Below are 26,159 nucleotides of genomic sequence, written 5' to 3' on the forward strand. Positions count from 1 at the left end.
AGAAACCATGAGCTAATACGGTTAAAGGCCAAGGCCAAAGCACTGTTGCTCTCAGAACAGGGCATTGCCCACCGAAAAAGGAGGTGCTGGGAGGTGGAGGCTGTCTTTGGGAATATAAAGCAGAATATGGGCTTCAAGCGCTTTATGCTCAGAGGACTGGATAAAGTGGAAACCGAAATAGGGCTTGTGGCTATGGCACACAATCTTAAAAAGGTTGGGTTAAGGGCGTAATCCCACAACTTCTATTAACTCATTAACTTTTTAACACGCAACTCTTGCTCCTTGTAGGTTGAAAGCAAGAAAATAGCCTAAATAACGTGAGTTCGATATAAGGATTACTGAATTCTTTGGAAGTTATGGATATTAATATTTGGTTTAGTAGGGTAAAAAGAATAGGCAATTAACCCCGAGACTAAGTTTGTAATGAAGTTATCGAAGCTTCGATGTCTTGTGTGTTCGATTTGGCATTGGTTTTTCAGGATATCGTTGACGCTCTCCACGACTGCCCTTTTTCGAAGCAATATCTTGTCATATACATGTACAAGTGCGTTTTTCATGTTCTTCTTAATTTTTTTGACCAAGTGTATGCCATCCACAAACAGTTTTTCAAAAAGATCTTTTCCTATATAGCCCCTGTCTGCGAATATCTTACCGAAAACCTTGTCATGGAAGGTCTTGTCCTTTAATGGCTGCCTATCGTCGACATTGCCCTGTGTAATAAGGAAATCGATAATCTCACCCCGCTCATTGATCACAATATGGAGTTTGAACCCGAAGAACCACCCCATGGTACCCCTGCCTTTGGCTGCTGTCCCCTTGAACACCTTGTTCTGCTTCTCCCGTTTGTAATGACAGGCTTTCAGCACGGTAGAATCAAGAAAGGAAATACCGGAACACTTGCCCAAACAGCAAGTCTGTAAAAAGATGGTCATTGGAAGCACACATTTCTTTTGTAGTTCCACGAAGCGGTTATAAGAAACGGTTTCCGGGAAATCGTCTTTCATGTGCTGGGTGACATGGTTGATATAAAAATGTTTCAGGCAACGGTATCCTTTTAAATGGAACAATATCATGATAGTGATTACTTCACTATCAGACAATCTGGATTTACGGTTACGTTTTTTCTTGCCAGTGGTTTGGACAATTGTATTTTTGTCGATTATGAGGTTCATTTCTTTGCAAAAATCGTCAACAACACAAAAAATTTCAGTAATTTTATCCTTAGAAATCATAAGCAGATTTTCAGTTAAATATTTGAATTTAAATCACTTAAATATACTGAATTTCTGCTTTTTTATGTTGATAAATTACTTATTTCTTACATCGAACTCACGTTAAATATAAAAAGACCGCCTAAAACTTTTTAGACGGCCTCATTTTTTTTGCTTAAAACAATTTATAAAAACTGTAAAACGTTATTTTTAGTTGTTTAACTATTTTTATAGTTGTGTAACTAAAAAAATAGTTTATATTTGTTTTCAGCTTAAAAATGAGATAGCATTATGCAGAAACTAACCAATAAAGAAGAGGAGGTCATGAAAATGCTCTGGAGACTGGAGCGGGCTTTTGTAAAAGATATTCTTGCACAGTTCGGAGAAGATAAACCCCATTACAATACATTGTCTACGATGATCCGAAATCTTGAGGATAAGGGATATGTGGGGCATACAACCTATGGAAATACACACCAGTACTATCCGGTTGTGGCTAAAGAGGAATACAGGAAACGATTTATACATAATGCGATAACCGATTATTTCAACAACTCATATAAAGGATTGGTGTCCTTTTTTGCAGAGGAAGACAAGATCAGTGTAGAAGAACTCAAGGAGATTGTGAAACAACTGGAAGAGAAACGATAATGGAATTTTTTTTAATATATCTCATTAAAAGTGCCGGGCTACTCCTGCTCTTTTACATTGTTTACCGCTTGTTTTTACACCGGGAAACTTTGTTCCGGGGCAACAGGCTGTTTCTTCTGTCGGGGATTATAGTTTCGGGAATTTTACCCCTGTTCGTGATCACGAAGGTTGTGGAGTCATCTCCGGTATTTTCCGGGATAGCCGGCAGTCCTGTGGAAGGAGTTTCTCTTGAAAAGGATGGGACAGCGTTTTGGTCGGGTATAATTTTCCAGGTATATATCACTGGTGTTGTTTTCTTTCTGTTCCGGTTTGCCGTACAGTTATATTCGTTGAGAAGATTCCTGGCGTCGGGAGAAAAGAGTAAGAAAGATGGTGTAATTCTTATAAAGACCGGTGAAGAGACAAGCCCGTTTTCCTTTTTCAATTTTCTGGTTTACAACCCGGATATGTACAACAGCCCGGAAGAGCTGAATATCATTCTCGCGCACGAAAAAGCACATATCAGGCAACAACATTCACTTGATATCCTTTTGATACACCTTTTTACCGTGTTACAATGGTTTAACCCCATGGTATGGCTTTATAAAAAAGCTATGGTGGTTAATCTGGAATATCTTGCAGACCGTCAGGCAGCGGGATCGGGGAAGGGTGATAAGCGCAATTATCAGCTGTTACTGCTCCGGCAGACCGGGGCATATCAGAAATATATGACATTGACCAATACATTTTTTAATTCATCGATCAAAAAACGAGTAGTTATGTTACAGACCAAAGATTCCAAAGAAAGTGCATGGTGGAAATACGGGATTATAATTCCCGCACTGGCCGCATTTATGTTTATTGTCAATACCGAGACCGTAGTTGCCCAAAAATCGGTAGGTATTACCACAGAAAATATTCCCGATAATGTCCTCCTTATTATAAACGGAGAGATCAGCGAAGGAGGACGCCTGAAAGATATTCAGCCCGATAGTATCCGGGCCATCAATATCATTAAAGATGAGCACGCCATAGCAGCCTATGGGGAAAGAGGGGAAAACGGGGTGATTGAAGTCTATACCAAATCGTATAGTGGCGTAGTGGGAGTGAAAGGCAAAGGCAAAGGAGATGTCCGTATCCGTAAGAAAAGCACGCCTGGGGCTGGTGAAGAAAGACCGCTTATTGTGGTAAACGGACGTGTAAAAGGTCGTGATTTCGATATAAACTCCATCCCGGAGTCGTCGATAGAAGCTGTAAATGTACTGAAAGGCGAATCCGCATTAAAAAAATACGGAAGCAGGGGGGCAGATGGTGTGATAGAGATTTCGGTAAACCGGGAATAATACGCCCTTAAGTATATACCAGATATAAAAACCGCAGTACTGCGGTTTTTTTAGTATCTTGTAATTATGAAAAAAGAGTTTTTTAAGCTTCTGGCAAAACTAAATAAAGCAATACTGCCATCCTTCAGCAAACGAAAACTGAATATAGCGAAAGCCAGTAAATGGCAGCTGGCCATTATCGGATGGCGTGCCTATGTGACTAAAAATGCTTTGGGTTAGGTCCTGGTCTTTGCCGGATTATTCATCAATACACAGGGCGTACCATTTCGGAATATGGGATGATAGTGTGATATCCTTTCGCGTGGAAATAGGCGCCAGGATCTGTCTTAGCCGTCACCATGACAAAATCGCCGCCCCATGCCCCCAGGCTTTTGATAGCTCCGGGATAGTCCGGAAATAATCGTTCCCGCACTGTGGGAAGTTCTATAAGAGAAGCTATGATCTCTTCGTGATGTGTGATCAGGGATTCAAAATCCTCCAATGTACTACTGCGGAGAATTTCTTGGGTAAGCCCGGAAATTGTGACAATCGTTTTCTGCTTATCTTTTTCACGGCTTCTGTACCGTTCAATCCCCGACCTGCTGTTTTGTTTCTGATTGAGATGTACGAAATAGAGGTTTTTCCGGAAGGCAGGAGCAAAAGTCACCGGGGTAATTGTCGGTTTTTCCTGTTTTATATCGTAGAGAATAGGTGTGTGGTGGCGGGCACATGCAATGTCATAACCGCTTCCCGAAAATGTACGCCGAAGCAGTTCAAACGCGTCGATATGGGCCCATGCTGCAATATTACTGACCAGGGTGGAGGAAGTGCCCAGGCCCCAGTTTCTCGGGAACCCGAGCTCCGTAATTACCGTAACACCTTTTTTGTCGGTCAGGAAATCGGGATTCATGGTGTTTGCTGTCCATAGCAGTCCTGCTAATCTCTGAATAACATCTTCGTTTCGGGCGGCATCCGGACCTGTATTGAGAATGTCGGTTTCGATGTCGAAGGTATGAGAAAACCAGTGGTTCCCGTTCACATCTTTACTGATCCAGGAAAGTTTGCCTTCTGTTCCCTGGCTCAAGGTCAAAGATTGTCCGTAAGCGGTAGGGACGGCCAGGCACAAGGCGCCGTCCAGAACGACATATTCGCCGGTTAGCAACAATTTTCCGTTACTGTAAAAATGCTTTTCCACGTAGAAAAATCTTATGGTCTTTTGTCGGAGGCCGGATCAGGCATTCTCCCTTAATTTGTGAAATGCTTCGATTACTGAACGGTGCGTAGCTGTCTTATCTTTGAAATAGGTGACAAAAAAAGCTTTTTCCTCGTCGGTAGCCTGAAGCTGATTGAGGATATTCAGAAGGTGCATTTTCATGTGGCCTTTCTGTATTCCTGTGGTCACCAACGATCGTATAGCCCCGAAGTTCTGCGCGAGTCCGGCAACAGCAACGATTTGCATAAGCTCGGGAGCAGACGGGTTACCGAGCATTTCTAGGGATAGCTGTACGAGCGGATGCAGGCTTGTCAACCCTCCTACCGTACCAAGGGCCAGGGGGATCTCGATCTCAAACCGGAATATGCCGTTTTCTATCGATGCACTGGTCAGACTGCTATACCGGCCGTTTCTTGCAGCATAAGCATGTACCCCTGCCTCAACAGCCCTGAAGTCGTTTCCTGTAGCCAGCACTACAGCATCGATACCGTTCATAATCCCTTTGTTGTGTGTTACAGCACGATAAGGTTCTATTCTTGCAATGTCTACCGCCCGGACAAATTTATCGGCAAATTCTTCAGGGGGCATTTGATCTTCATTAAGTTCCTCTACCTTACAGGACACGGATGCTCTTACAAGGCAGTCAGGGACGTAGTTGGACAGGATACTCATCACGATCCTGATCTTTTTCTCTTCAGTTTCAAAAGCTTCATATTCCTGCGCTCCTTGTTGCAGGGTGCGGGCAAATTGTTCCAGACAGGAGTTGATAAAATTCGCTCCCATGGCATCGAGGGTGTTAAAGGTACAGTGCAACTGGTAATAGTCTTCCAGTGCAGCAGTCTTGTCACGGAGTTCGATAGCGATGATCCCCCCCCCCCTTTTCTTCATATTCTCCGTAATAGTTTCCGTTTCGGAGAACAACGCCGGTTTTATATGCTCGAAATACTGCCGGAGCCGTTCCTTGTCGCCTTTGTATATAAAGTGTACCTGTCCTATTTTTTCGGTATTGACCACTTCTGCGTGAAATCCGCCCCTTTTCAACCAGAATTTTGCGGCTTTCCCTGCAGCGGCTACCACAGAACTTTCTTCGATAGCCATAGGAATAGTGTACAACTGTTCGTTGATAAGGAAGTTGGGTGCCACGCCCAGGGGCAGGTAATAATTGGTGATCGTATTTTCTATAAATTCGTCATGAAGTTTCTGGAGCTTCTCGTCATCATTCCAGTAGGTTTTAAAAATGGATACGGCTTTGCCGGGATCGCTAAAATATGCTTGGGCAAGCCATTCTATTTTCTGATTTTTGGTGAGTTTGGAAAACCCTTCTACAGGTTGCTTCATCATTTCTGAGAAAATTATAATGCCGGATACCTTTTTCGGATACGCCCGCGTTGCCGGCTGCAACCGGATCCGGCGGTAAAGATACTAAAAGAAATCCGGGTATTTTACGTGTTAATATAACGTCATGCAGAACGAAAAACCGTGAAATGTCACAGTTTAACTGAAAAAGTTTATATTTTCGCAAAAAAAATAGTATAATTGGCAGATTTTTTTACCTGTTTATAATAACCTGAACCTTAATGAAAAAATATTTCATCTTATCTATTGTGCTTGCCGGATTAACAACTTCACTCGCTGCACAGGAGCGTCAGATAACTTTAGAAGAAATATGGGGAGGGGCATTCGGTACCGAAGGTATGGATGTGCTTCACTCCATGAAAAACGGAAAACAGTATTCCATTCTCAATATGGACCGCAAATCGCGGGTCATATCCGTAGATAAATACGATTACAATACGCTCGAAAAAGTAGAAACCATTGTCTCTACGGAGAATCTGGACGGAATAGCATACTTTACGTCCTATGAGTTCAGCGATGATGAATCGAAGGTGTTGCTGGCAACCGATGTGGAATCGGTATATCGTCATTCCAGATTGGGAATATATTACATGTATGATATTCAGGAGAAGAAAACACAAAAAATAGCCGATCATAAAATTCAGGAGCCCACTTTTTCCCCGGACGGTAAAAAAGTGGCTTTTGTTTTTAATAACAATATCTATATCAAGGATCTCATGAGTGGAGAAACCAGTCAGATTACGGATGACGGGGAAAAAAATAAGATCATCAACGGGGTGACCGACTGGGTTTATGAAGAAGAATTTGCTTTCGTACGGGCTTTCGAATGGAATGCGGACGGAACTCATCTGGCCTACATCCGGTTTGACGAAAGTAAAGTGCCCGAATTTTCCATGGATGTATATGGTAATGCTTTATATCCGGTACAACAGGAATTCAAGTATCCCAAGGCTGGAGAATCCAATGCAGAAGTTTCCCTTTTTGTCTATGATCTCGAAAGCGGGAATTCGCAACAGGTAGGTCTGAAGAACGCCTATTATATTCCCCGGATCAAATGGACGAATGATCCGGATATTCTCAGCGCACAGGTGCTTAATCGTCACCAGAATAACCTGGAGCTGTTTTTTTATCATGTCGATGAGGCCAAAGCAGAGGTGGTGCTTCACGAAGAAGACAAAGCGTATATCGATATTACCGACAACCTTACTTTTCTTGATGACAACAGTTTTATCTGGACCAGCGAACAGGACGGGTATAACCATATTTATCACTACGGAAAAAACGGAAAGCTGATCAGGCAGGTTACCCGTGGCCCCTGGGAAGTAACGACCTATTACGGGTATGACAGTAAAACAGGAAGAATTTTTTATCAGTCCGTAGAAAACGGATCGATCAACCGCGATGTGTATGCTGTGAAACTCAACGGAAAAAAGAAACAACGGCTATCCGTAGCAGAAGGGACGAATAGCGCAACGTTCAGTTCGGATTTCAGTTACTTCATTAATGCGTATTCCAGTGCTTCCGTACCACCGCGTTATACACTCAACGATGCGCAGAAAGGTAAGGAGCTGAAAGAGATTGTAAATAACGACGCACTGTTGGAAAAACTCGGCGGATACAAGCTTTCGCAAAAAGAGTTCTCCACGATTCATATCAATGGATACGACCTTAATATGTGGATGATAAAACCATCCGGTTTTGATCCCGATAAAGAGTATCCGCTTTTTATGTTTCAATACAGTGGTCCCGGTTCTCAGCAGGTAGCCAATCGCTGGGGAGGTGCCAATGATTACTGGTACCAGATGCTTGCCGAACAAGGGTATATCGTGGCCTGCGTGGACGGACGCGGAACAGGATTTAAGGGGGCAGATTTTAAAAAGATGACGTATCAGGAGCTCGGAAAATATGAAGTAGAAGACCAGATAGCGGTAGCCCGGCAACTTGGAGAAGAGCCGTATATCGATGCGGACCGTATCGGGATCTGGGGATGGAGCTATGGAGGTTTTATGTCCTCCAATTGTATTCTTAAAGGGAACGATGTGTTTAAAATGGCCATTGCAGTAGCTCCGGTAACCAACTGGAGGTTTTACGATACGATCTATACCGAGCGGTATATGCGTACCCCACAGGAAAATGCTTCCGGCTACGACGATAATTCCCCGATCAATCACGTAGATAAGCTCAAGGGAGCCTACCTGCTGGTACATGGTACTGCAGATGATAATGTGCATGTACAAAATACCATGCGTATGATCGAAGCTCTTGTACAGGCCAACAAACAGTTTGACTGGGCTATTTATCCCGATAAAAATCACGGTATTTACGGAGGTAATACCAGGCTTCATCTGTATACCAAAATGACAAACTTTATTAAAGAAAATCTATAGAAACATAATTATACATTGATATGGCAATGATATCCAGACCAGCACATGAACGCGAACTGTTCGGCCATCCGGCAGGATTGTACATCTTATTTTTTACGGAAATGTGGGAACGTTTCAGTTACTATGGTATGCGGGCATTGTTTACCCTGTTCCTGGTTGCAGAGACTACTGCACGAAATCCCGGTTTCGGATGGACAGAAACAGAAGCTCTTTCTCTTTATGGCTGGTACACCATGCTGGTATATGTTTCTTCAATACCCGGCGGCTGGCTGGCCGATAGGGTATTAGGGCAGAAGAAAACCGTAATGCTGGGTGGTGCCCTATTGTGTATAGGGCATACGGTACTGGCTCTGAACTCGGAGTTGTCTTTTTATATGGGATGTCTGTTTATCATACTCGGTGTAGGATGCCTGAAGCCCAATATTTCTTCCATGGTAGGAGGATTGTACAAACCGAAAGATGAGCGGAGAGACCTCGGGTTTTATATTTTTTACATGGGAATCAATATAGGTGGCTTCACAGCTCCTATCATTTGTGGATATATCGGGGAAAAGATAAACTGGCACTACGGTTTCGGCCTTGCGGCTATAGGAATGTTTCTGGGACAGATTGTCTATATATGGGGACAGAAATACCTGAAAGGCGTTGGAGATCTTATATCCGTAAAGAACGAAAAAGACAGGGCAATCCTGGAAAAACCGCTGACAGCAATAGAAAAAGACAGGGTGAAGGTCTTACTGCTCTCTTTTCTGCTGATCATACTTTTCTGGGCTGCTTTTGAACAGGCAGGAGGCTTGATGAATCTTTATGCCAAACAAAAGACCGACAGGGACTTCTTCGGATTAGGGGTTATCCCGGCTTCCGTATTCCAGTCCGTAAACTCGTTCTTTATCATTACACTTGCAACCGTAGTCGGAACGTTCTGGCTGAAATGGAGACGTAAGGGTAAAGAATCTTCTTCGTTGTTTAAAATGGCTATAGGTATTATTGTTATGGCACTCGGGTTTAGCTTTATGAGTGCTGCTGCTGCCGAATATAACGCTACCGGATCTTCTGCGATGTATTGGTTGATCCTTGCCTATCTTTTTCATACTATAGGCGAATTATGTGCATCACCGGTTTCCCTGTCATTTATAACAAAGCTGGCACCGCTTAAATACGCATCCCTGATCATGGGGTTGTACTGGGCAGCGACCGGTTTTGGAAATTATGCAGCGAGTAAACTCGGGGTATTGGCTCAGTCTCTTGGCGATTTCGAAGTATTTACCGGGATTGCCGTGATATGGACGCTTATCGGTATTGTGGTATTGTTGCTCCTGAAGCCCCTGAAAAGACTGACACATGGTGCAGAGGACGGAGAAGGAGCTGTAGTAGCAGATATGGGTGAGGCATAGCACATTTGTCTATTCCGGACTAAAAATATAGGCTCCCTTTTCATAAGTGTTGTGAAAAGGGAGTTTTTCTTTTGCACAGGTCAGGCGCCATTGCATTACCAGGGATGCATAGTTGCTTCCGTCGGCTATGACTACCTTAGGGCGATATGCCTGTATAAACCTTTCCAGGTTAATGGTAGGGGAATTGCTCAGAAGTAAGTAGTCTATCCTGGGCTGTTCAATCAGCGGTGCGTTTTCGGACACGATATGCATTAGGTAACTTCCGTAGATGTCATATACCGAGTGCACAGGCTGTATTTCTGTCTTTCTGATGCCCTCATGCATGATATAATCTGTGAGCATACGATCCTGCAAGGCGTTTGCCGTAGTGTCTGAGGAATGAATAACCAGGTGTTTGCCATAATGCCTGAGGATACGGGTCTCCCTGTTTTTGTGTAAAACAATCCAATGATCTTTCCGGGATGCCCGGTAGCTTTGGTAGAAAAAAAATCCCTGCATACATAAAACGAGGATCAATACCGGGTAAAGTTTTCGGTAAGACCTGTTGCGGAGATATGAAAAGGATGCGATGAGGAAGCCGTAAGATATGATAAGCAGTACGGGGTGGAACGGGATGTTCCGGAAAATAAACAGTTCCTGCCGGGCTATTCCCGATATCAGCAGGTTCATGCCGGAAATCCCCCAGGTATAACTATCCAGTAAAAACGAAGGCAAAATGTCAAGGAGAGCGAGTATAATAATAAATATTCCTCCTCCGAGAATCAATCCCAGAAGGGGAATGATAAAAAGGTTGGAAAGCAGGAAAAGACCGGGGAACTGGTGAAAATAGTAAAGGCTTAACGGCAGTACACCTGCCTGTGCTGCAAGGGATACTGTAGTGAGTTTCCATACTGCATCCGTAAACCGCCATCGTGGTCTCCACCAGTTGTAAAATACAGGTTGGAGTTTAACAATGGCAAAAACAGCCAGATAACTGAACTGGAATCCTATGTCAAAGAGAAACCCGGGTTGCAGAAGGAGCAGGAAAAACATGGAAGCCAGGAGTACGTCGTTAATATTTGTGGTACGCCGAAGCTGAAGACCAAGTGCAATAAAAGAGAACATACAAACAGCACGGGTTACGGATGCGGACATCCCGGTAAGAAATGCAAAGCACCACAATATACCTGCTGTCAGAAAAAAGCTGATGAGATTTCCGTGCCTGAAACGCAGAAGAGGACGGAATAAAATATATAACATCATCATAATAATCCCGATGTGCAGCCCTGATATAGCCAGAATATGGATAGCCCCTGCGTCCGTATAATCTCTGTAAAGGTCTTCGGGGATATATTGTCTTTGGCCAAGCAGCAATGCCTGGATCATCGAGAATGTCCCGGGTGCCAGGTCGTGTTTTTTCAGGGAAGCAGTTATATGCTGACGTAATCTTTCTGCGTGGGCATGTATGCCGTTTTCACTTCCCGGGAATATATGGAGGTCTCCGGGAATAACGTTAAAACTCTGGTAGACATATTGTTTTTTGAGATAATCGGAATAGTCGAATTCGTGAGGGTTACGGGAGGGATTAATAGTATGAAGATCGGAACGTACCCCGTATTGTTTTTCCATAGACAACCCGGCCGTCGTACTGTCCCGGTACAGGTAAAGCAAGGCTTTTCCGGAAGTTTTACGTCCGTTGACACTTTTTATTCGGACAATATATCGAAAGTACCGGTCTCCCGGTTTTAGCACACTTACAGGGGTAAAGTACATCATGGGCTTTTCCTTTGTAAAATGTGTGTAATGATCAGCGGTGAATTCCGGTTTGCGGCTACAGCTGATGAGTACTCCAAGTACAAAAGTGAAACACCAGGCTATGAGTCCGAAAGTGATACCGTGAGAGAAAACCGGTCCGGATAACCTGTAATAAAGCAGTCCGAGTACTACAAATAATAAGGTCAGTATACCATAAACAACCGGGGGTGAAGGGGAAGTATAAAAACCAACCCATATACCGGCTGATAAAAACAAGAGCAATCTAAATATCTGGGAATTCAGTAATTGCATGTTTAAATATACGAAAACATGCGCTAATGTAAAGCAAGCGTATTACAATACGCGCCGGGCTTCGGTAAAGGCATGATTCCAGTAGCCTTCACTTAGGGAAGAGATCAGGACGCCTCTGGATGTAGTAGAATGAATAAAACGGATATCCTTCCCCTTTTTATCAACTACGAGTCCGACATGATTTATCCTGTTTTTTCTGCCCGTTTTGAAAAAGAGAAGATCGCCTTTTTGTACTTCTTTAAGTTTAATTTCTTCTCCCTGGGTGGCCATCATATAAGAAGCCCTTTCGAGCGTAACATCGTGCTCCTGGAACGAAACAAATACCAATCCGGAACAATCCATTCCCTTATTCGTCGTACCACCGAATTTATAACGGGTACCGTTAAAAGAAATTGCGGTATTGATAATCTGACTGGCTTTAGACCCGTGTTTGTGACGGGAGTTTCCGGCAGATTCGTTTTCGCTGCCCGGCCATGCTTCCACGGTAACGGTCCTGTCCGTTGAAGTGCCTTCAATACTGACAGACCTGGGTGTTTCCGGGATCGATTTTTTGGATTTACAGGCGCAAAAAAATAAAAGCAGACAAATAAAAAAAGAAATTTTCCGCATACGCTTAAAACTGTTTGGGCTAAAATAATAAAAAAAGTGTTTTTTTCTTTTGCGGCAGGTGTTAAACTAACGACTTTTCAATACAGAAAAGATCAGCTTAGCGGTTTTTTTGCTCGCTCCCCGTCCTCCCAGCTTTTTCTCAAGGTCGTGATAGTCGTGGAATATCTGTTTGCGCTTTTTACCTTCCAGTATTTTCTGGAGTTCTTCATGCAGTCTTTTTCCGTTGAGATTGTCCTGTATGAGCTCGGTAACAACTTCTTTGTCCATGACAAGATTGACCAGGGAAATAAATTTTAGTGTAATGATTCTTTTCGCGATCTGATAGGAGATCCAGTTGCCCTTATAGCACACAATTTCCGGGACCTTTAATAAAGCGGTTTCAAGTGTGGCGGTTCCGCTGGTAACCAGCGCAGCAGTAGAAACACTTAGTAATCCGTATGTCTTATTAGGTATAAGGCTGATGTTGGAATCTTTGATAAAGGGGTGGTAAAATTCCTCGTCCTGCCCCGGAGCTCCGGCAATCACAAATTGGTATTCGGGGAAGAGTTTTGGCATCTCAAGCATAACGGAGAGCATTTTTCGGATTTCCTGCTTCCTGCTTCCTGGCAAGAGGGCTATAATAGGCTTTTGGGGATCGAGAAGATGAGCCTGCCGGAAGGCGGTTTCGTCTGTTCTGGGGTATTGAGAGATGGCATCGATCAGGGGATGCCCGACAAAATGCACAGGATAAAAGTGCTTCTTCTCATAAAAGTCTTTTTCGAAAGGAAGGATGACATACATTTCGTCGATATCCCTTTTGATAGCTTTGATCCTGTTCTCTTTCCAGGCCCATAACTGGGGAGAGATGTAATAATGAGTACGATATCCCTCTTTTCTGGCCCATTGTGCGATCCGCATATTAAAGCCCGGATAATCTACAAAGATAATGACATCGGGGGCGTAGGCGGTAATATCCTTTTTGCAGAAGGAAATATTTTTAAAGATGGTACGGATATTCATCAGTACTTCTGCAAAGCCCATAAAAGCCAGGTCTTTGTAGTGTTTCACCAGAGTCCCGCCAGCGGCTTGCATAAGATCACCGCCCCAGAAGCGGAAATTGGCATCCCGGTCTTCGGCTTTCAGCGCTTTCATCAGGTTGGAAGCATGAAGGTCTCCCGAAGCTTCCCCGGCAATGATGTAATATTTCATACGATTAATCTTTTGTAATGTGACCGACCGGATCCATAAGCCGGACTCAGAATATTTTATAAATAAGCGTTATTACCGCAGTGAGCACAGTGGCCAGTAAAACCCCTTTGGCACGGTGATCACGTCCTATTCTCAGGAATCCGAAAAAAGCAATCAGGTTGAGCAATGCACCCAATGCAAGGATACTTCCGAAATGGCCTGCATGGAATGCATCGTTCAGGGTCTCTGCGATGCCCGCTCCCGAAAAGATAAGAATGTATAATAAAGAGCCGAAGGTGTTGGCAATGATTCCTACGGCAAATCCTATAGCTATTTCTTTTTTAATCATTAAGGCTCCATGTATTTAAGGTTTGTATGGCATGATGAGCAGTCAGGTCAAACTGTACCGGAACCACAGAAATATAGCCGTTGGCCAGAGCCCATTCGTCCGTGTCCTCTCCTTTGTCTTCACTGATAAACTTTCCGGTGAGCCAATAATATTCCCTTCCCTGCGGATTGGTCCTTTTATCAAATTCTTCGACCCATCTTGCGTTGGCCTGGCGGCATATTTTAATTCCCCTGACAGCTTCCTTACTGATCTTGGGGAAATTCACGTTGAGCACGACACCTTTGGGCATACCATTTTTCAATGCGCTGAGGGTAATGGTCCGTACCTGGTCTTTGATCGATTCGAAATCGGCATCCCAGGAGTAGTCGCACAGCGAAAAACCTATGGCCGGGATACCTTCGATACCGGCTTCTACGGCAGCACTCATGGTGCCTGAATAGATGACATTAACGGAAGAATTGGAACCGTGATTAATACCGCTTACACAGATATCCGGTTTTTTGCGAAGGAGCTCGTTAACGGCGAGTTTAACACAATCGACCGGGGTGCCGGAGCAACTGTATTCTTCCGCAACCTGATCGTCTATATTGATCTTATTGCAAAAAAGCGTGGCGTCGATGGTTACGGCATGTCCTTTGCCGGATTGCGGGCTGTCGGGAGCTACAACGATAACATCCCCTATGGTCTTCATGACCTCGATCAGGGCCCTGATACCCGGTGCGGCGATGCCATCGTCATTGGTAACCAGTATGAGAGGTCTTTTTTTCATAGCGCTTTACGATTATATTACGTTGCTAAAATAAGCATTTATCCTCAGGTCTATTTTTAAACCGGACTTTACTTTTTTCTTTCCGCTTTTCTCATTTTTTTATTAATGCCCCTTTGTACACGCCCCGGTAATTTGCGTGTATACCGTACGGATAATGGAAATGCGTTAACCGTTTAACAAAAAATTAGTATCATTGTAGCTAACTGGCATGGTTTTTTCAGTAATTTAGAGGTTCCAAAAAAATAACCGGAGCAAACGATGCGGTATTTTCGTTCGTTTCTGCAAAAGGGCAGGCAGGTTTTCTGAAAAAGAAAAAGATAGCTATGGAGAACTTCCCCGTATATGCGGTTTGATTTTGCGTTCCGGGATTCAAAAAAAAAGTAGACAGATGAAAAGAAACTTTGTGTATGTACTGGCGGCACTGCTTATATCCGTGGCTTCCTGTAGTTTTACGAATAAAACATTTGACAACCCCGATAAGGATAAACTTCTTATTCAACTTATTTCCTACGTACTGGAAAAGGGGCATTACGATCCGAAAGCCATGGATGATGCCTTTTCCGAAAAAGTATTCGACCAGTATATTTCCATGCTGGACCCTTCCAAACGCTATTTCCTGAAATCGGATATCGAAGAGTTTGAAGTATATCGCGACCAAATAGACGACCAGATCCGGGATTCCGATATCACTTTTTTCGATCTTGTTCAGCAACGTCTGGTAAAGCGTATGGAAGAGGGGAAAGAGATTTATAAGGAAATACTGGAAAAACCTTTTGATTTTTCTGCAGATGAAGAGATAGACATGGATTATGACAACCTGTCTTTTGCTTCTTCCCGGAAAGAACTGAAAGACAGATGGAGAAAATATCTTAAGTTTTCTACGCTCTCCGGCTATGTGACCAGACTGGAGGACGAAGAGAATAAGAAAAAGGAAGATGCGGAATACCAGGAGAAATCTGAAAAGGACCTGGAGGAGGAAGCCCGGGAATCTACCAAAAAAATGCAGGATGAGTTTTATGATCTCGTTGATGACCTGGAGCGTAAAGACTGGTTTGTGATGTACCTCAACGCGATCGTAACCGAATTCGACCCGCATACCTATTATTTCGGACCGGAAGAAAAAGATCGATTTGATACCAGTATGTCCGGAAAATTCGAAGGGATAGGAGCCAGGTTGCAACGAAAAAATGACAGGATAAAGATTGTTGAGATCATTTCCGGAGGGCCGGCGTGGCGTGGCAATGAAGTGGAAGTGGGCGATGAAATCCTTCGCGTAGCTCAGGGAAATGAGGAACCCGTAGATGTTATCGGAATGCGTCTTGACGATGCCGTAAAACTTATAAAGGGACCTAAAGGATCGGAAGTGAAGCTTACGCTGAAAAGGGTTGACGGTACGACAGAGACGGTTTCCATTGTACGTGATGTCGTAGAGCTTGAGGAGTCTTATGCAAAATCATCTACGGTAGAGAAAGACGGAAGGACTTTCGGGATTATTAACCTGCCTAAGTTTTATATCGATTTTGATAATTACGATGACAGAAATGCTGCTTCGGACGTAGAGAAAGAGATCGAAAGACTCAAGGAAAAGGGAATGGAAGGACTTATTCTCGACCTTCGCGGAAACGGGGGAGGTTCGCTCAAGACCGTAGTGGATATGGCAGGTTTCTTTATCGAAGAAGGTCCTGTTGTACAGGTGAAGTCTTCCGGAAAACGAAAAGAAGTGCTTTCCGATACGGATAAACGCGTGCAGTGGGATGGCCCCTTGGTTATCCTCGTGAACGAATTGTCCGCTTCGGCATCCGAAATACTTGCGGCTGCCATGCAGGACTATAAAAGAGCGGTAATTATAGGAAGTAAGCAAACTTACGGAAAAGGAACCGTTCAGAATGTAGTGGACCTCAATCAGTTTCTCGGACAAAAAAATGATTTTGGCGATGTAGGGGCACTGAAGATCACAACACAAAAATTTTACCGTATTAACGGTGGTTCCACCCAGCTCGAAGGCGTAAAGAGTGATATTACGGTTCCCGATAGGTACAGTTATATAGACATCGGAGAGAAAGATCAGGAAAACCCGTTGCCATGGGATAAAATAGACCCGGCCGATTATAAAACCTGGGACGGGCCCCTGAATTATGATTATGCCGTAAAAAGAAGTAAGGAAAGAATGGGTAAAAGCGAGCAGCTTTCCCTGATCGATGAGAATGCCAGATGGGTGAAGAAAAAGCAGGATGAAAGCAAGTACCCGCTAAACTATGAGGCATATAGAAAAGCGATAGATAAGGATGAAGAGGTTGCCAAACGATTTGATGCGTTGTCCGATTATAAAACCACTCTGTCTTTCCGGTCACTTCCTTATGAAGAAACCCTTATGGCAAAAGATACCGTATTGCGTGACAAGCGCAAACGCTGGCATGAAAATCTGGCTAAGGATGTCTATGTAGAAGAGGCGCTTAATGTATTGGAAGATCTTCAGGCCGGTCATGTGAAGAAAAGAGTGGCTAATATCCGGGACTGACCGGATAGTCTGCGCTATTCATAAATTATAATTTAAAAGCCCCGGACGTTCCGGGGTTTTTTAATGGAATTCGGAGAAGTCATCCCACTCGTTGATCTGGTTGGCATCGAGTTTTACGAAGACAAACAAAAGCAGGGTAAAGGCCCATAATCCGGAACCTCCGTAGCTAAAAAAGGGTAGAGGAATACCCACCGTAGGCAGCAGCCCGATAACCATTCCTATATTGATAGCAAAATGAAAAAACAGAATAGCGGCTACGCTATAACCGTATATCCGGCTAAACTTCGACTTTTGGCGTTCGGCAAGGAACAGGAGTCGTAGTAGCAAAAAACAGAAGAGGAGAACAACTGTAGTGCTTCCTATAAAGCCCCATTCTTCTCCTACGGTACTGAATATATAATCTGTGTGTTGTTCCGGAACAAAACCACCCTTGGTACGGGTGCCTTCCAAAAAGCCTTTTCCGGAAAATCCCCCGGACGATATGGCCGACTCCGACTGGTAGGTGTTGTATCCTATGGATTTTCGTATTTCCCTTAATTTGGCAGGATCGTGCTCCAGTTTTAGCCACAGGTTGATCCGGTCCCTGTGATGTTGCTTGAAAATGTTGTCGAAGGTAAATCTCACGCTTGAAGTGACTACCACCGTAATGATCAGAAGTGTGATAAACGGCAATACCGAAACCATTTTCTTTTTTCGTTTTCTCCATAAATAATACAAGGTCAGAAAGGAGAATACGGCAATACATACCCATACAGCCCCGAATATAAGTGTTGTTACAAAAAGTGTAACCAATCCGAGTCCGGCGAGAAGATACCAGGAGGGAAGCCCTTCGCGGTACATGACGGGAATAAAGGCCAGAAAAACCATGGCGCTTCCGGGGTCTGGCTGCAGGAGAATAAAAATAATGGGCAGTACGATGATCAGGAAGCCCTTTAGTTGATATTTCAGGTATTTTATATTGGTCTGTGAGTCGCTGAGATATTCTGCCAGGGCCAGTGCTGTACCGGTCTTTGCAAACTCGGCAGGCTGTATGCTCATAAAACCGAGATCGTACCAGGCCGTTTGCCCGGCAATAGTCTTTCCGAAAATAAAGACACCTGCAAGTGCCCCCACTAAAACAAGATAGATTATTCCGGCAAATTTCTGGTAGAATTTGGCGTCTACAGCAAGAATGAGTGTGATGAAAACACTGCTCAGGCCTATAAAAGTCAGTTGCTTTCCGTAAAATGTGGAAAAATCGAATACAGACACCCCGGCACCCTCCGTGACACTACTCGAGTATATATTGATCCACCCTATAAATACCAGTGAGAAATACAGGATTACGGTGAGCCAGTCTATTTTTCGTATAAAAGAATTATTCATTAATCCGGAAGGGTTTACCGCTGTATGGTTTTTCGTATTCTTTTTCCAGGCTTGTTTCGAGCATTCGTTTTTCCAGATCTTGTCGGGTGACTTCCCCTTTCAGGTATTTTTCTATCATGACGGAGGCAATAGGAGCCGCATACCGTGATCCCCAATAGCCATTTTCGACAAATACGGCAATGGCAATTTTCGGGTTTTCGACAGGAGCAAAAGCAACAAAGATAGAATGGTCCGTAAGTTGTGTCCTTTTACCGTCTATACGGGTGAAATTCTCCGCTGTTCCGGTTTTTCCTGCAATATCAATGCCGGGGACCTGGAAATATCTGGCCGTACCGTTTCTGTATACTTCAGCCATACCTTCGATGACGGGATCGAAATATTTGGCGTCTATCGTAGTGTATTTCTTTTCTGTAAACTTCTTGTCTTTCAAAGGCTGGTTTTCTATGCTTTTCAGTACATGTGGCGTATAGTAGTAGCCTTTGTTTGCAATAGTTGCGGTAAAATTGGCCAGTTGTATCGGAGTGGTCAGTATTTCTCCCTGTCCGATAGCATTAGAGAGGTTGGTTGTCGAATACCAGCGATGTTTTCCGTACATACGGTTGTACATAGTGGCATCCGGGATCCTCCCTGCTTTTCCTATAGGAAGGTCATAGCCGAGATAATCTCCCAGTCCGAAGCTTTTCATGTGTTTTTCCCAGGCGGTCATTCCCTCTGCGGAGGTCGGATATTTATCGATGATTTTCCGGTATACCGTTGCAAAATATCCGTTACAGGAGAGGGCCACACCCCGAACGAGATCCCATGAACCTCCCCCACAATGGCATCCCATAAGTCTCCTACCCTTATAGTAATAACCATTCTGGCAGGTTAATCGGTGAGAGGGCTCTATAACATGTTCCTGCAAAGCCACCAGGGCATTAAGTGTTTTAAAAGGAGATCCGGGCGGATACATGGCCAGCAGGCTTCGGTCGTACAGTGGGTTGGCGATGGAATCGTAATACAACTCGGTGTAGTTTCTCGAACGCTGACGGCCTACAAGCAGGGAAGGATCGTAGCTCGGTGCCGTAACCAGGGCAAGTATTTCCCCCGTTTTGGGCTCAATAGCAACAATACCGCCACGTTTATTGACCATCAGTTTTTCTCCGTAAGCCTGGAGGTCGATATCTATGGTTAGCTGAATGTCTTTCCCCTGTTCCGGTAGGGTGTCGTATGCTCCGTTTTTATAGGGGCCTATGTCACGGTTGAAACGGTCTTTCTGGATATATTTAATCCCTTTGCGTCCCCTGAGCGTACTTTCGTAGTATTCTTCTACGCCCTGTATGCCAATAAGTTCTCCCGATTGGTAACTGGGGTTGTTCCTCAGATCATATTCACTGACCTCACGGATATATCCGAAGATATTAGCCCCGTATGCGGTCTGGTAGTGACGCAGGGACCGTTTCTGAATGTAAAAACCTTCGTATTTGCGCATTTTCTCCTGTAATGCGGCATATTCCTGCTTGGAAAGTTGCGGAACGAAAACCGAAGGGAGTCTCGGGGAATAGGTGTACGCTTTTTTGTATTTTTTTATAAAATCTTCCTCGGAAATATTCAGGAGAGAACAGAATTCAAGAGTGTCCAGACTTTTAACTTCCCTGGGAATGACCATGACATCATAAGAAGGCTGGTTAGCGACAAGGAGTCCGCCGTTACGGTCATAAATATAACCGCGTTCGGGGTAATCGAAGACCTGTTTTATCGCGGTGTCATTGAGCGGACTGTCTTTATTTCCCGATATTAATTGCAAATAAGAAAGCCTGCCTATATAGATAAGCGCAACAAAAATAATAATGGATGAAAGTAATAATTTCCTCATTGATTCTTAGTCCTGAACAAAGGGATAAACAAAAAACACAACAACAGGGTAAAAGCTCCTGATAATAACGCTTTTTTAAGGGTTAAAAGTATATGTGTAAAACTAAAAATCTCTAAGGAAAAAAGTATGATATGATGTGTTAAAATCATAATAAACAAATACATAAACCGCTGCCCGAGGTTCGTATTGCTGATTTTTAGGGTCTGGTACTCATAGGCGCTTCCGAAAGAGAACCGGAGTACGAGTGGACGTATATAGGCTATACACAGGGAAGCCGCAGCATGGATGCCGCCGCTGTCACTAAAGGTATCCACGCAAAAGCCCATGAAAAAGGCCAGAAACAGGAAAAGTGCCCTGTTCTCATTTTTCAGAGGGTACAACAGGATAAACAAAACGTAGATGTAAGGGTTGATGTATCCCAGAAACTGTATGTGATTACAGATGAGAACCTGTACCAGGACGAGGATAATAAACCTTATACCGTTTGAAAGCGTATTGTTATTCATTTACCGATTGCTCTAATTCGAGAATTTCTTCCTTATTTGTGTTTTCTATGACATAGACATGTCCGAGATTAGTCATGTCATTAAAGAGCTGTACATTGATAATGTAATAATTTTCAGAGACGTCAAGCGCAAATCCTTTTATGGTCCCTATGGGAATACCTTTGGGGAATATGGTAGACATCCCTCCCGTAATTATAGTATCTCCTGTCTGTAGTGGTGCTATACGTGCAATATCTACCAGTTGCACTATGGAAGGAGATTTTCCGTCCCATTGTAATGTTCCGAAATGATTGGTGTTCTTCAGCTGTGCGTTGATCCGTGTGAGTGTATTCAGGACGGATTGTACTGTGGCGTAATGAGCGGACGTATTGTCTATGATACCTACGATTCCGTCTGAAGTGATCACTCCCATATCCTGGGCAATGCCATCACCTTCTCCCTGGTCTATGGTCAGGTAGTTTTTCGGAGCGCTAAAACTGTTTTTGATTACAGCAGCATCCCTGATCACAAATCCCGGGTTTTCCGGAATGAGTATGGAGTCGGCCGGAAGCGAATCGAGAGGTGCGTTGTCCCGGTTAAACAAGAGGGCACGTAATCTTTTGTTCTCTTCTATAAGCCGGAGGTTATGCTTTTTAAGTCCGAAATAATCGGAGATATTGCTTGCGGTTTCGTAGATTCCTCCGGTGACCCAGTTGGCCGAATGAATAAACTTACTTCTATGGTAATTATGGGATTGTATGGTTAAAAACAGGGAAAATGACAGCAAAACAAGGAAAAGAAAAAAATATCTGTTCTTTAAAAAAAAATTAATTATGTTTTGCATAGCATGTTACCTATCTGACCAGAATACTTTTAAATCTTCCGATGTTTTTCAGGGCAATTCCGGTACCTCTTACCACGGCACGGAGCGGATCTTCGGCAATGTACACGGGCAGGTCTGTTTTCTGGGAAAGCCTTTTGTCCAATCCTCTGAGCATTGAACCTCCCCCGGCGAGGTATATTCCGGTGTTGTAAATATCAGCCGCAAGTTCCGGCGGAGTTTGCGATAGCGTTTCCATGACCGCGTCTTCGATACGGAGAATAGATTTGTCCAGTGCCTTGGCAATTTCACGATAGGAAACCTGTACCTGTTTGGGTTTTCCTGTAAGCAGGTCACGTCCCTGTACACTCATTTCTTCCGGAGGCGTTTCCAGGTCTTCTGTCGCCGAACCGATTTGTATCTTGATATTTTCGGCCGTAGCTTCCCCCACGTACAGGTTGTGCTGGGTACGCATATAATATACAATATCGTTTGTGAAGACATCACCTGCGATTTTAACGGATTTATCACAAACAATACCTCCCAGGGCGATAACGGCAATCTCGGTAGTTCCACCTCCTATATCTACGATCATGTTCCCCTTGGGTTCCATGATATCTATACCGATACCGATAGCCGCAGCCATAGGTTCGTGGATGAGGTAGACTTCCTTGCCGTTTACCCGTTCTGCCGATTCTTTTACGGCCCGCATTTCCACTTCGGTAATCCCCGAAGGAATACAGATGACCATACGCAGAGCCGGCTGGAATAATTTGCGTTTCAATGCCGGAATATTCTTGATGAACATATTGATCATTTTTTCCGAAGCATCGAAATCGGCAATAACACCATCCTTCAAAGGGCGTATTGTTTTTATGTTCTCATGGGTTTTTCCCTGCATCAGGTTGGCTTGCTGGCCTACAGCAATGATCTTGCCTGATATCCGGTCCCTGGCCACTATAGAAGGGCTGTCCACGACAACTTTGTCGTTATGGATAATCAGCGTATTTGCTGTGCCGAGGTCCATTGCGATCTCTTCCGTTAAAAAATCAAAAAATCCCATGTATGCGTAAAATTAGTCAGTTTATTCGTTTTTAAAACAGTTATTCTTCAGGTTGATTGCTTTCAAATGTAACGATACTTTATCACATTTTACGAATCAGTCCTCTTATAAAGTTCCCCGGGGTATCAGGAATTGCCCGGAACATTCCGGGCAATGTTGCTTTATAACGAAAAACAGGGGGTAATTAGTGTTTAAAATGTCGTGTTCCTGTAAATACCATGGCCATTTCGTGCTCATTGCAATAGTCTATACTCAGCTGATCTTTGATAGAGCCACCGGGCTGTATTACCGATTTGATACCTGCTTTGTCTGCAATTTCCACACAATCAGGGAAAGGGAAGAAGGCATCACTGGCCATTACGGCATTATGGAGGTCAAAATCAAAAGATGCTGCTTTTTCTATAGCCTGTCTCAGCGCATCAACTCGGCTTGTTTGTCCGGTACCACTGGCACACAGCTGGCGGTTTTTGGCCAGAACAATAGTGTTCGATTTGGTGTGCTTGCATATTTTCGACGCAAAGAGCAGATCCTTTAACTCGTTATCCGTCGGTTTATTGTTGGTTTGGTATGTTAAATCTTCGAGGGTATCGGTTTTGTCATTTTTCTCCTGGACCAATATTCCGTTCAGGCAGGTTCTTACCTGTGTTTTCGGAAGTTTGGCATCTTTCTGAACCAGGATGATACGATTTTTTTTCTGCTTAAGAACATCGAGGGCTTCTTCGGTGTATGAAGGAGCGATCACGACTTCGCAGAAAAGACCGCTGATCTCGTCTGCCGTTGGCTTGTCGATTTGCATGTTGGCGATCAGGATGCCGCCGAAAGCGGATACGGGGTCACCGGCAAGGGCATCGAGATAGGCCTCTTTTAGGGTATTGCGGGTCGCGACCCCACAGGCATTATTGTGTTTGAGTATTGCAAAGGTAGGATCGTCGCCACGAAACTCTTCCATAAGGTTTACAGCAGCATCCACATCGAGAAGGTTGTTGTAAGATAATTCCTTGCCGTGAAGCTTGTCGAACATAGCTTCCAGGTCTCCGAAGAAATATCCTTTCTGGTGCGGGTTTTCCCCGTAACGCAATTCCTGACCTTTGGTTTCACTCGCTTTGAATACCAGTTCTTCCTCGTTGAAATAATTGAAAATAGCCGTATCGTAATGCGAAGACACATTAAAAGCTTTGGCTGCAAAACGCTTCCGGTCTGCGATTGTGGTATTCCCGTTACCCTCGGAAATGACATTCAGGAAATCCGCATAATCTTCCATAGAAGCTACACAAAGTACATCCTTAAAATTTTTGGCCGCAGCCCGGATCAGGGAAATTCCCCCGATATCTATTTTTTCGATAATATCTTGTTCGGAGGCACCGCTTGCCACGGTTTTTTCGAAAGGATAGAGGTCCACAATAACAATGTCGATCTGCGGTATCTCGTAGGATTCCAGTTCTGTCTGGTCCTGGTTGTTATCCTGACGGTTAAGTATACCCCCGAATACTTTGGGGTGTAATGTTTTTACCCGTCCTCCCAGGATAGAGGGATAACCTGTAACATCTTCTACAGGCACGACATGCACACCCAGATCCCGGATGAACTTTTCCGTACCCCCGGTAGAATAAATGGTAATGCCAAGGTCGTTTAGTTTGTGAATAATAGGTTCCAGTCCTTCTTTGCTGAAAACAGAAATTAAAGCAGATGCAGCTTTTTTTGTGGTACTCATACTACTGTTGTTAACTCTTGATATGTTTCGAAAAAATAATGTGAGGGATATATGTCGAATTCTTGCGGAGCCTCCATATTATAAGCGGGGTCGTACCCGGAAAAATTATAAAAGTGCAAAAAAATATCCCTGTCAGATACCGGTTTAAAACTTAAACGGCACGATTCGATTGCAAAAGTAGTTTTTTTGTAGCAATCATTTGAGTCCCACAAGGAAAAATGTTATAAAAGTATGGGGTGTAGCGAGTGTATGAGGGAATTTTAGAAATAGATTCTTCCTTAATCAAATACTTGAGAACAATTTGATGATGGCAGTTCTTTAGAAAGAGGAACCTTTTTAAGGTTGAGTAGCTACAATATCACCGGTTGTACCCAGATCTTTGGCCAGAAATTCGGCCATGGTTATCCTGGCTTCTTCAGAGAAATACCTGGCAGCAAACGGAGCGAAATACATCAATCCTGTCACACTGTTACGTCCTGCATTTTTCAGATTGTTATGAAATGCCTGGCGGTTTGCTGTTGTCATTTGATTTCTCATGGTCGGATTGATACGACGATTATTAAAATTCGTAATAGCCTCCCGTAACTGGGGGTGATTTCCTTTTTTTAATTCACTCAATAATGCTTTAGCCCCGGAATCTCTCAGTAACTGTTGTCGGGATAGCCCTGATAAGTTGTTAAGTCTTTGTTGCATTTCGGCATTTTGAACACTCAATTGTCCGCTCTTAACTGCTTCCTGAAGGCTGAGAAGATCGTTAAAATCACTTAGATCGCTTGGGTTTTCCGGAATGTAGAAATTATCTGTAAAAGGGCCGGATTCTACCTCATTCATACGATCGTAAGAAGTATTTTCCGAAAGCGAGTTGTTTCGTATAATATCGCTTTGAATGGCGGTAGCACCTTGCATAAGAGCGACGCCGAAGACAAATCCGCCTGTCATTTTAACTCCCCCGAGAAACTTGAGTCCCAATGTCGAAGCCCCGGCTACACCGGAGATGCCATAGGGCAGAAATGCCCCGGTAACAAAAGAAGCGGCCGCATTAATACCAATCTCTTTTTTATTGTTGGAAGCTATGGAACTTGCAGCCTGACTGGCTAATGCAGGGTCCAGGATAGGAGAAAGAACCCCTCCTTCGTTGCAACTGAGAATGGAGATCTGAGTGATAGCCTGGTGTCCGTCTATGTTTACGCTGTAATGGGCAAAATTCCATTGTCCGGATTCCAGCCCGGGACTACATTTGTGTTTTATTTGTGTAGCGTGGTAGGTCCCGGCTGTGACCAGCGCGGCAGCCGCTACTCCTGCTGCTACCCAACCTACGGGCCCCGATGCTATAATAGCGGCACCTACAAGAATTCCGGCTGCCATGGCAAAGAAGGAAGCCATGGCATTGGCAGCACTCTTACATGCGAATTGCTCGTTTATGTTGAGGTCCCCTGCGGTAAGTAAAGGTACCGTTTCCGATGTCTTGATTACCGAAATCCTATCCCTGGTTACTATAAGTTCTTTAGGAGCGGAATCTGTTTGGAAAGTACAGACAACTTTTGTTTTTTCGGGAATATAAGGTGAACTCATCTCAACAGGTTTTATAAGGACATAATGATGTATATGGGAAATGATATACAGTATATAAGCAGCATGAAAAATAAAATCACCGGCAATATGTATAAGAAACGTATGCCGCTGTCTGAAGGAACTCGCTGTTTTTTACATCTGGATTCCAGAAATTTTTTTACCATGTCGAAATCACGGTGGAATTTTTTTGGTTTTTGGTAATAGTCCCCGATCTTCCTACGCTTATTTTGCGTTTCTGATAGGTGTCCAAGAAATTTTGGTACGATAAAAAACACGCGGTTTTCTGTGTTTTTTGTGACCCGTATGGCATATCCGAA

The 26,159-nt window shown here is 43.8% G+C and carries 22 protein-coding genes; 8 read left to right on the plus strand and 14 right to left on the minus strand.

The window, feature by feature from the left end; all coding sequences use genetic code 11:
• Positions 1 to 231, plus strand: a 231-nt coding sequence (locus BT112_RS18340; protein ID WP_072318925.1) for a transposase, incomplete at its 5' end; no start/stop codon positions are given.
• A gap of 104 nt (positions 232 to 335) precedes the next feature.
• On the opposite strand, the gene BT112_RS18345 is transcribed toward BT112_RS18340, so the two are convergent.
• Complete coding sequence (locus BT112_RS18345) at positions 336 to 1,232, minus strand: IS982 family transposase (protein WP_175545823.1); 897 nt, start codon at positions 1,230 to 1,232, stop codon at positions 336 to 338.
• A 270-nt stretch (positions 1,233 to 1,502) separates the two neighbouring features.
• Here BT112_RS18345 and BT112_RS18350 point away from each other — a divergent pair, with 270 nt between their 5' ends.
• The 3 genes from BT112_RS18350 to BT112_RS18360 all read left to right on the plus strand — a co-directional run bounded on the left by BT112_RS18350 (position 1,503) and on the right by BT112_RS18360 (position 3,403).
• On the plus strand, positions 1,503 to 1,862 hold the full coding sequence (locus tag BT112_RS18350; protein ID WP_072318926.1) for a BlaI/MecI/CopY family transcriptional regulator: 360 nt from the start codon (positions 1,503 to 1,505) through the stop codon (positions 1,860 to 1,862).
• On the plus strand, positions 1,862 to 3,184 hold the full coding sequence (locus tag BT112_RS18355) for a M56 family metallopeptidase (RefSeq protein WP_072318927.1): 1,323 nt from the start codon (positions 1,862 to 1,864) through the stop codon (positions 3,182 to 3,184). Before BT112_RS18350 ends, BT112_RS18355 begins: the two co-directional genes overlap by 1 nt.
• Positions 3,185 to 3,250: 66 nt before the next feature.
• Entirely contained in the window at positions 3,251 to 3,403 is a 153-nt protein-coding gene (locus BT112_RS18360; protein ID WP_072318928.1) for an SsrA-binding protein, read from the plus strand.
• 25 nt (positions 3,404 to 3,428) lie between these two features.
• Here the strand turns inward: BT112_RS18360 and BT112_RS18365 are convergent, their stop codons facing one another.
• Together BT112_RS18365 and BT112_RS18370 are read right to left on the minus strand one after the other, a co-directional pair.
• Positions 3,429 to 4,358, minus strand: a complete 930-nt coding sequence (locus BT112_RS18365; RefSeq protein WP_072318929.1) for a GYDIA family GHMP kinase — start codon at positions 4,356 to 4,358, stop codon at positions 3,429 to 3,431.
• Between the two features lie 36 nt (positions 4,359 to 4,394).
• On the minus strand, positions 4,395 to 5,714 hold the full coding sequence (locus tag BT112_RS18370) for a hydroxymethylglutaryl-CoA reductase, degradative (protein WP_072318975.1): 1,320 nt from the start codon (positions 5,712 to 5,714) through the stop codon (positions 4,395 to 4,397).
• Between the two features lie 239 nt (positions 5,715 to 5,953).
• Here BT112_RS18370 and BT112_RS18375 point away from each other — a divergent pair, with 239 nt between their 5' ends.
• Together BT112_RS18375 and BT112_RS18380 are read left to right on the plus strand one after the other, a co-directional pair.
• Entirely contained in the window at positions 5,954 to 8,119 is a 2,166-nt protein-coding gene (locus BT112_RS18375) for a S9 family peptidase (protein ID WP_072318930.1), read from the plus strand.
• A gap of 20 nt (positions 8,120 to 8,139) precedes the next feature.
• Entirely contained in the window at positions 8,140 to 9,513 is a 1,374-nt protein-coding gene (locus BT112_RS18380) for a peptide MFS transporter (RefSeq protein ID WP_072318931.1), read from the plus strand.
• A gap of 9 nt (positions 9,514 to 9,522) precedes the next feature.
• Here the strand turns inward: BT112_RS18380 and BT112_RS18385 are convergent, their stop codons facing one another.
• The 5 genes from BT112_RS18385 to surE form a co-directional block, all read right to left on the minus strand.
• Positions 9,523 to 11,559, minus strand: a complete 2,037-nt coding sequence (locus BT112_RS18385; protein WP_072318932.1) for a ComEC/Rec2 family competence protein — start codon at positions 11,557 to 11,559, stop codon at positions 9,523 to 9,525.
• Positions 11,560 to 11,601: 42 nt separating this feature from the next.
• The gene (locus BT112_RS18390; RefSeq protein ID WP_072318933.1) at positions 11,602 to 12,168 is read right to left on the minus strand and encodes a C40 family peptidase; all 567 of its coding nucleotides are present in this window, start codon (positions 12,166 to 12,168) and stop codon (positions 11,602 to 11,604) included.
• Between the two features lie 66 nt (positions 12,169 to 12,234).
• Positions 12,235 to 13,356: a lipid-A-disaccharide synthase gene (gene lpxB / locus BT112_RS18395; RefSeq protein WP_072318934.1), complete on the minus strand. Its 1,122-nt coding sequence runs from the start codon at positions 13,354 to 13,356 to the stop codon at positions 12,235 to 12,237.
• Positions 13,357 to 13,402: 46 nt separating this feature from the next.
• Complete coding sequence (locus tag BT112_RS18400) at positions 13,403 to 13,684, minus strand: hypothetical protein (protein WP_072318935.1); 282 nt, start codon at positions 13,682 to 13,684, stop codon at positions 13,403 to 13,405.
• The gene (gene surE, locus BT112_RS18405; protein ID WP_072318936.1) at positions 13,677 to 14,453 is read right to left on the minus strand and encodes a 5'/3'-nucleotidase SurE; all 777 of its coding nucleotides are present in this window, start codon (positions 14,451 to 14,453) and stop codon (positions 13,677 to 13,679) included. The genes BT112_RS18400 and surE overlap by 8 nt, the downstream gene beginning before the upstream one ends.
• 388 nt (positions 14,454 to 14,841) lie before the next feature.
• Here surE and BT112_RS18410 point away from each other — a divergent pair, with 388 nt between their 5' ends.
• Positions 14,842 to 16,971: a carboxy terminal-processing peptidase gene (locus tag BT112_RS18410; protein ID WP_072318937.1), complete on the plus strand. Its 2,130-nt coding sequence runs from the start codon at positions 14,842 to 14,844 to the stop codon at positions 16,969 to 16,971.
• A 60-nt stretch (positions 16,972 to 17,031) separates the two neighbouring features.
• Here the strand turns inward: BT112_RS18410 and rodA are convergent, their stop codons facing one another.
• Both rodA and mrdA read right to left on the minus strand, forming a co-directional pair.
• Positions 17,032 to 18,336: a rod shape-determining protein RodA gene (gene rodA / locus BT112_RS18415; RefSeq protein WP_072318938.1), complete on the minus strand. Its 1,305-nt coding sequence runs from the start codon at positions 18,334 to 18,336 to the stop codon at positions 17,032 to 17,034.
• Complete coding sequence (mrdA, locus tag BT112_RS18420; RefSeq protein WP_072318939.1) at positions 18,329 to 20,191, minus strand: penicillin-binding protein 2; 1,863 nt, start codon at positions 20,189 to 20,191, stop codon at positions 18,329 to 18,331. The genes rodA and mrdA overlap by 8 nt, the downstream gene beginning before the upstream one ends.
• A 281-nt stretch (positions 20,192 to 20,472) precedes the next feature.
• On the opposite strand from mrdA, the gene BT112_RS22155 reads away from it, so the two are divergent.
• Entirely contained in the window at positions 20,473 to 20,679 is a 207-nt protein-coding gene (locus BT112_RS22155) for a hypothetical protein (RefSeq protein WP_175545824.1), read from the plus strand.
• 10 nt (positions 20,680 to 20,689) lie between these two features.
• Here BT112_RS22155 and mreC read toward each other — a convergent pair whose 3' ends face one another.
• From mreC to BT112_RS18445, 4 genes are all read right to left on the minus strand, one after another.
• A complete protein-coding gene (gene mreC, locus BT112_RS18430; protein ID WP_072318941.1) occupies positions 20,690 to 21,520 on the minus strand; it encodes a rod shape-determining protein MreC in 831 nt (276 codons plus the stop codon).
• 10 nt (positions 21,521 to 21,530) lie between these two features.
• Positions 21,531 to 22,559 (minus strand): rod shape-determining protein, encoded by a 1,029-nt coding sequence (locus BT112_RS18435; protein WP_072318942.1) that lies wholly within the window; start codon positions 22,557 to 22,559, stop codon positions 21,531 to 21,533.
• A 184-nt stretch (positions 22,560 to 22,743) separates the two neighbouring features.
• Entirely contained in the window at positions 22,744 to 24,270 is a 1,527-nt protein-coding gene (purH, locus tag BT112_RS18440; protein ID WP_072318943.1) for a bifunctional phosphoribosylaminoimidazolecarboxamide formyltransferase/IMP cyclohydrolase, read from the minus strand.
• Positions 24,271 to 24,606: 336 nt separating this feature from the next.
• Positions 24,607 to 25,842 (minus strand): DUF4280 domain-containing protein, encoded by a 1,236-nt coding sequence (locus tag BT112_RS18445; protein WP_072318944.1) that lies wholly within the window; start codon positions 25,840 to 25,842, stop codon positions 24,607 to 24,609.
• Positions 25,843 to 26,159 lie beyond the last annotated feature (317 nt).

The organism is Sinomicrobium oceani (assembly GCF_900119185.1).
GTDB lineage: Bacteria > Bacteroidota > Bacteroidia > Flavobacteriales > Flavobacteriaceae > Sinomicrobium > Sinomicrobium oceani.

Coding starts and splice junctions, on each gene's coding strand:
- BT112_RS18345 (WP_175545823.1), bottom strand. CDS start 1,232: ATGATTTCTAAGGATAAAATTACTGAAATTTTTTGTGTTGTTGACGAT.
- BT112_RS18350 (WP_072318926.1), top strand. CDS start 1,503: ATGCAGAAACTAACCAATAAAGAAGAGGAGGTCATGAAAATGCTCTGG.
- BT112_RS18355 (WP_072318927.1), top strand. CDS start 1,862: ATGGAATTTTTTTTAATATATCTCATTAAAAGTGCCGGGCTACTCCTG.
- BT112_RS18360 (WP_072318928.1), top strand. CDS start 3,251: ATGAAAAAAGAGTTTTTTAAGCTTCTGGCAAAACTAAATAAAGCAATA.
- BT112_RS18370 (WP_072318975.1), bottom strand. CDS start 5,714: ATGAAGCAACCTGTAGAAGGGTTTTCCAAACTCACCAAAAATCAGAAA.
- BT112_RS18375 (WP_072318930.1), top strand. CDS start 5,954: ATGAAAAAATATTTCATCTTATCTATTGTGCTTGCCGGATTAACAACT.
- BT112_RS18380 (WP_072318931.1), top strand. CDS start 8,140: ATGGCAATGATATCCAGACCAGCACATGAACGCGAACTGTTCGGCCAT.
- BT112_RS18385 (WP_072318932.1), bottom strand. CDS start 11,559: ATGCAATTACTGAATTCCCAGATATTTAGATTGCTCTTGTTTTTATCA.
- BT112_RS18390 (WP_072318933.1), bottom strand. CDS start 12,168: ATGCGGAAAATTTCTTTTTTTATTTGTCTGCTTTTATTTTTTTGCGCC.
- lpxB (WP_072318934.1), bottom strand. CDS start 13,356: ATGAAATATTACATCATTGCCGGGGAAGCTTCGGGAGACCTTCATGCT.
- BT112_RS18400 (WP_072318935.1), bottom strand. CDS start 13,684: ATGATTAAAAAAGAAATAGCTATAGGATTTGCCGTAGGAATCATTGCC.
- surE (WP_072318936.1), bottom strand. CDS start 14,453: ATGAAAAAAAGACCTCTCATACTGGTTACCAATGACGATGGCATCGCC.
- BT112_RS18410 (WP_072318937.1), top strand. CDS start 14,842: ATGAAAAGAAACTTTGTGTATGTACTGGCGGCACTGCTTATATCCGTG.
- rodA (WP_072318938.1), bottom strand. CDS start 18,336: ATGAATAATTCTTTTATACGAAAAATAGACTGGCTCACCGTAATCCTG.
- mrdA (WP_072318939.1), bottom strand. CDS start 20,191: ATGAGGAAATTATTACTTTCATCCATTATTATTTTTGTTGCGCTTATC.
- BT112_RS22155 (WP_175545824.1), top strand. CDS start 20,473: ATGGATGCCGCCGCTGTCACTAAAGGTATCCACGCAAAAGCCCATGAA.
- mreC (WP_072318941.1), bottom strand. CDS start 21,520: ATGCAAAACATAATTAATTTTTTTTTAAAGAACAGATATTTTTTTCTT.
- BT112_RS18435 (WP_072318942.1), bottom strand. CDS start 22,559: ATGGGATTTTTTGATTTTTTAACGGAAGAGATCGCAATGGACCTCGGC.
- purH (WP_072318943.1), bottom strand. CDS start 24,270: ATGAGTACCACAAAAAAAGCTGCATCTGCTTTAATTTCTGTTTTCAGC.
- BT112_RS18445 (WP_072318944.1), bottom strand. CDS start 25,842: ATGAGTTCACCTTATATTCCCGAAAAAACAAAAGTTGTCTGTACTTTC.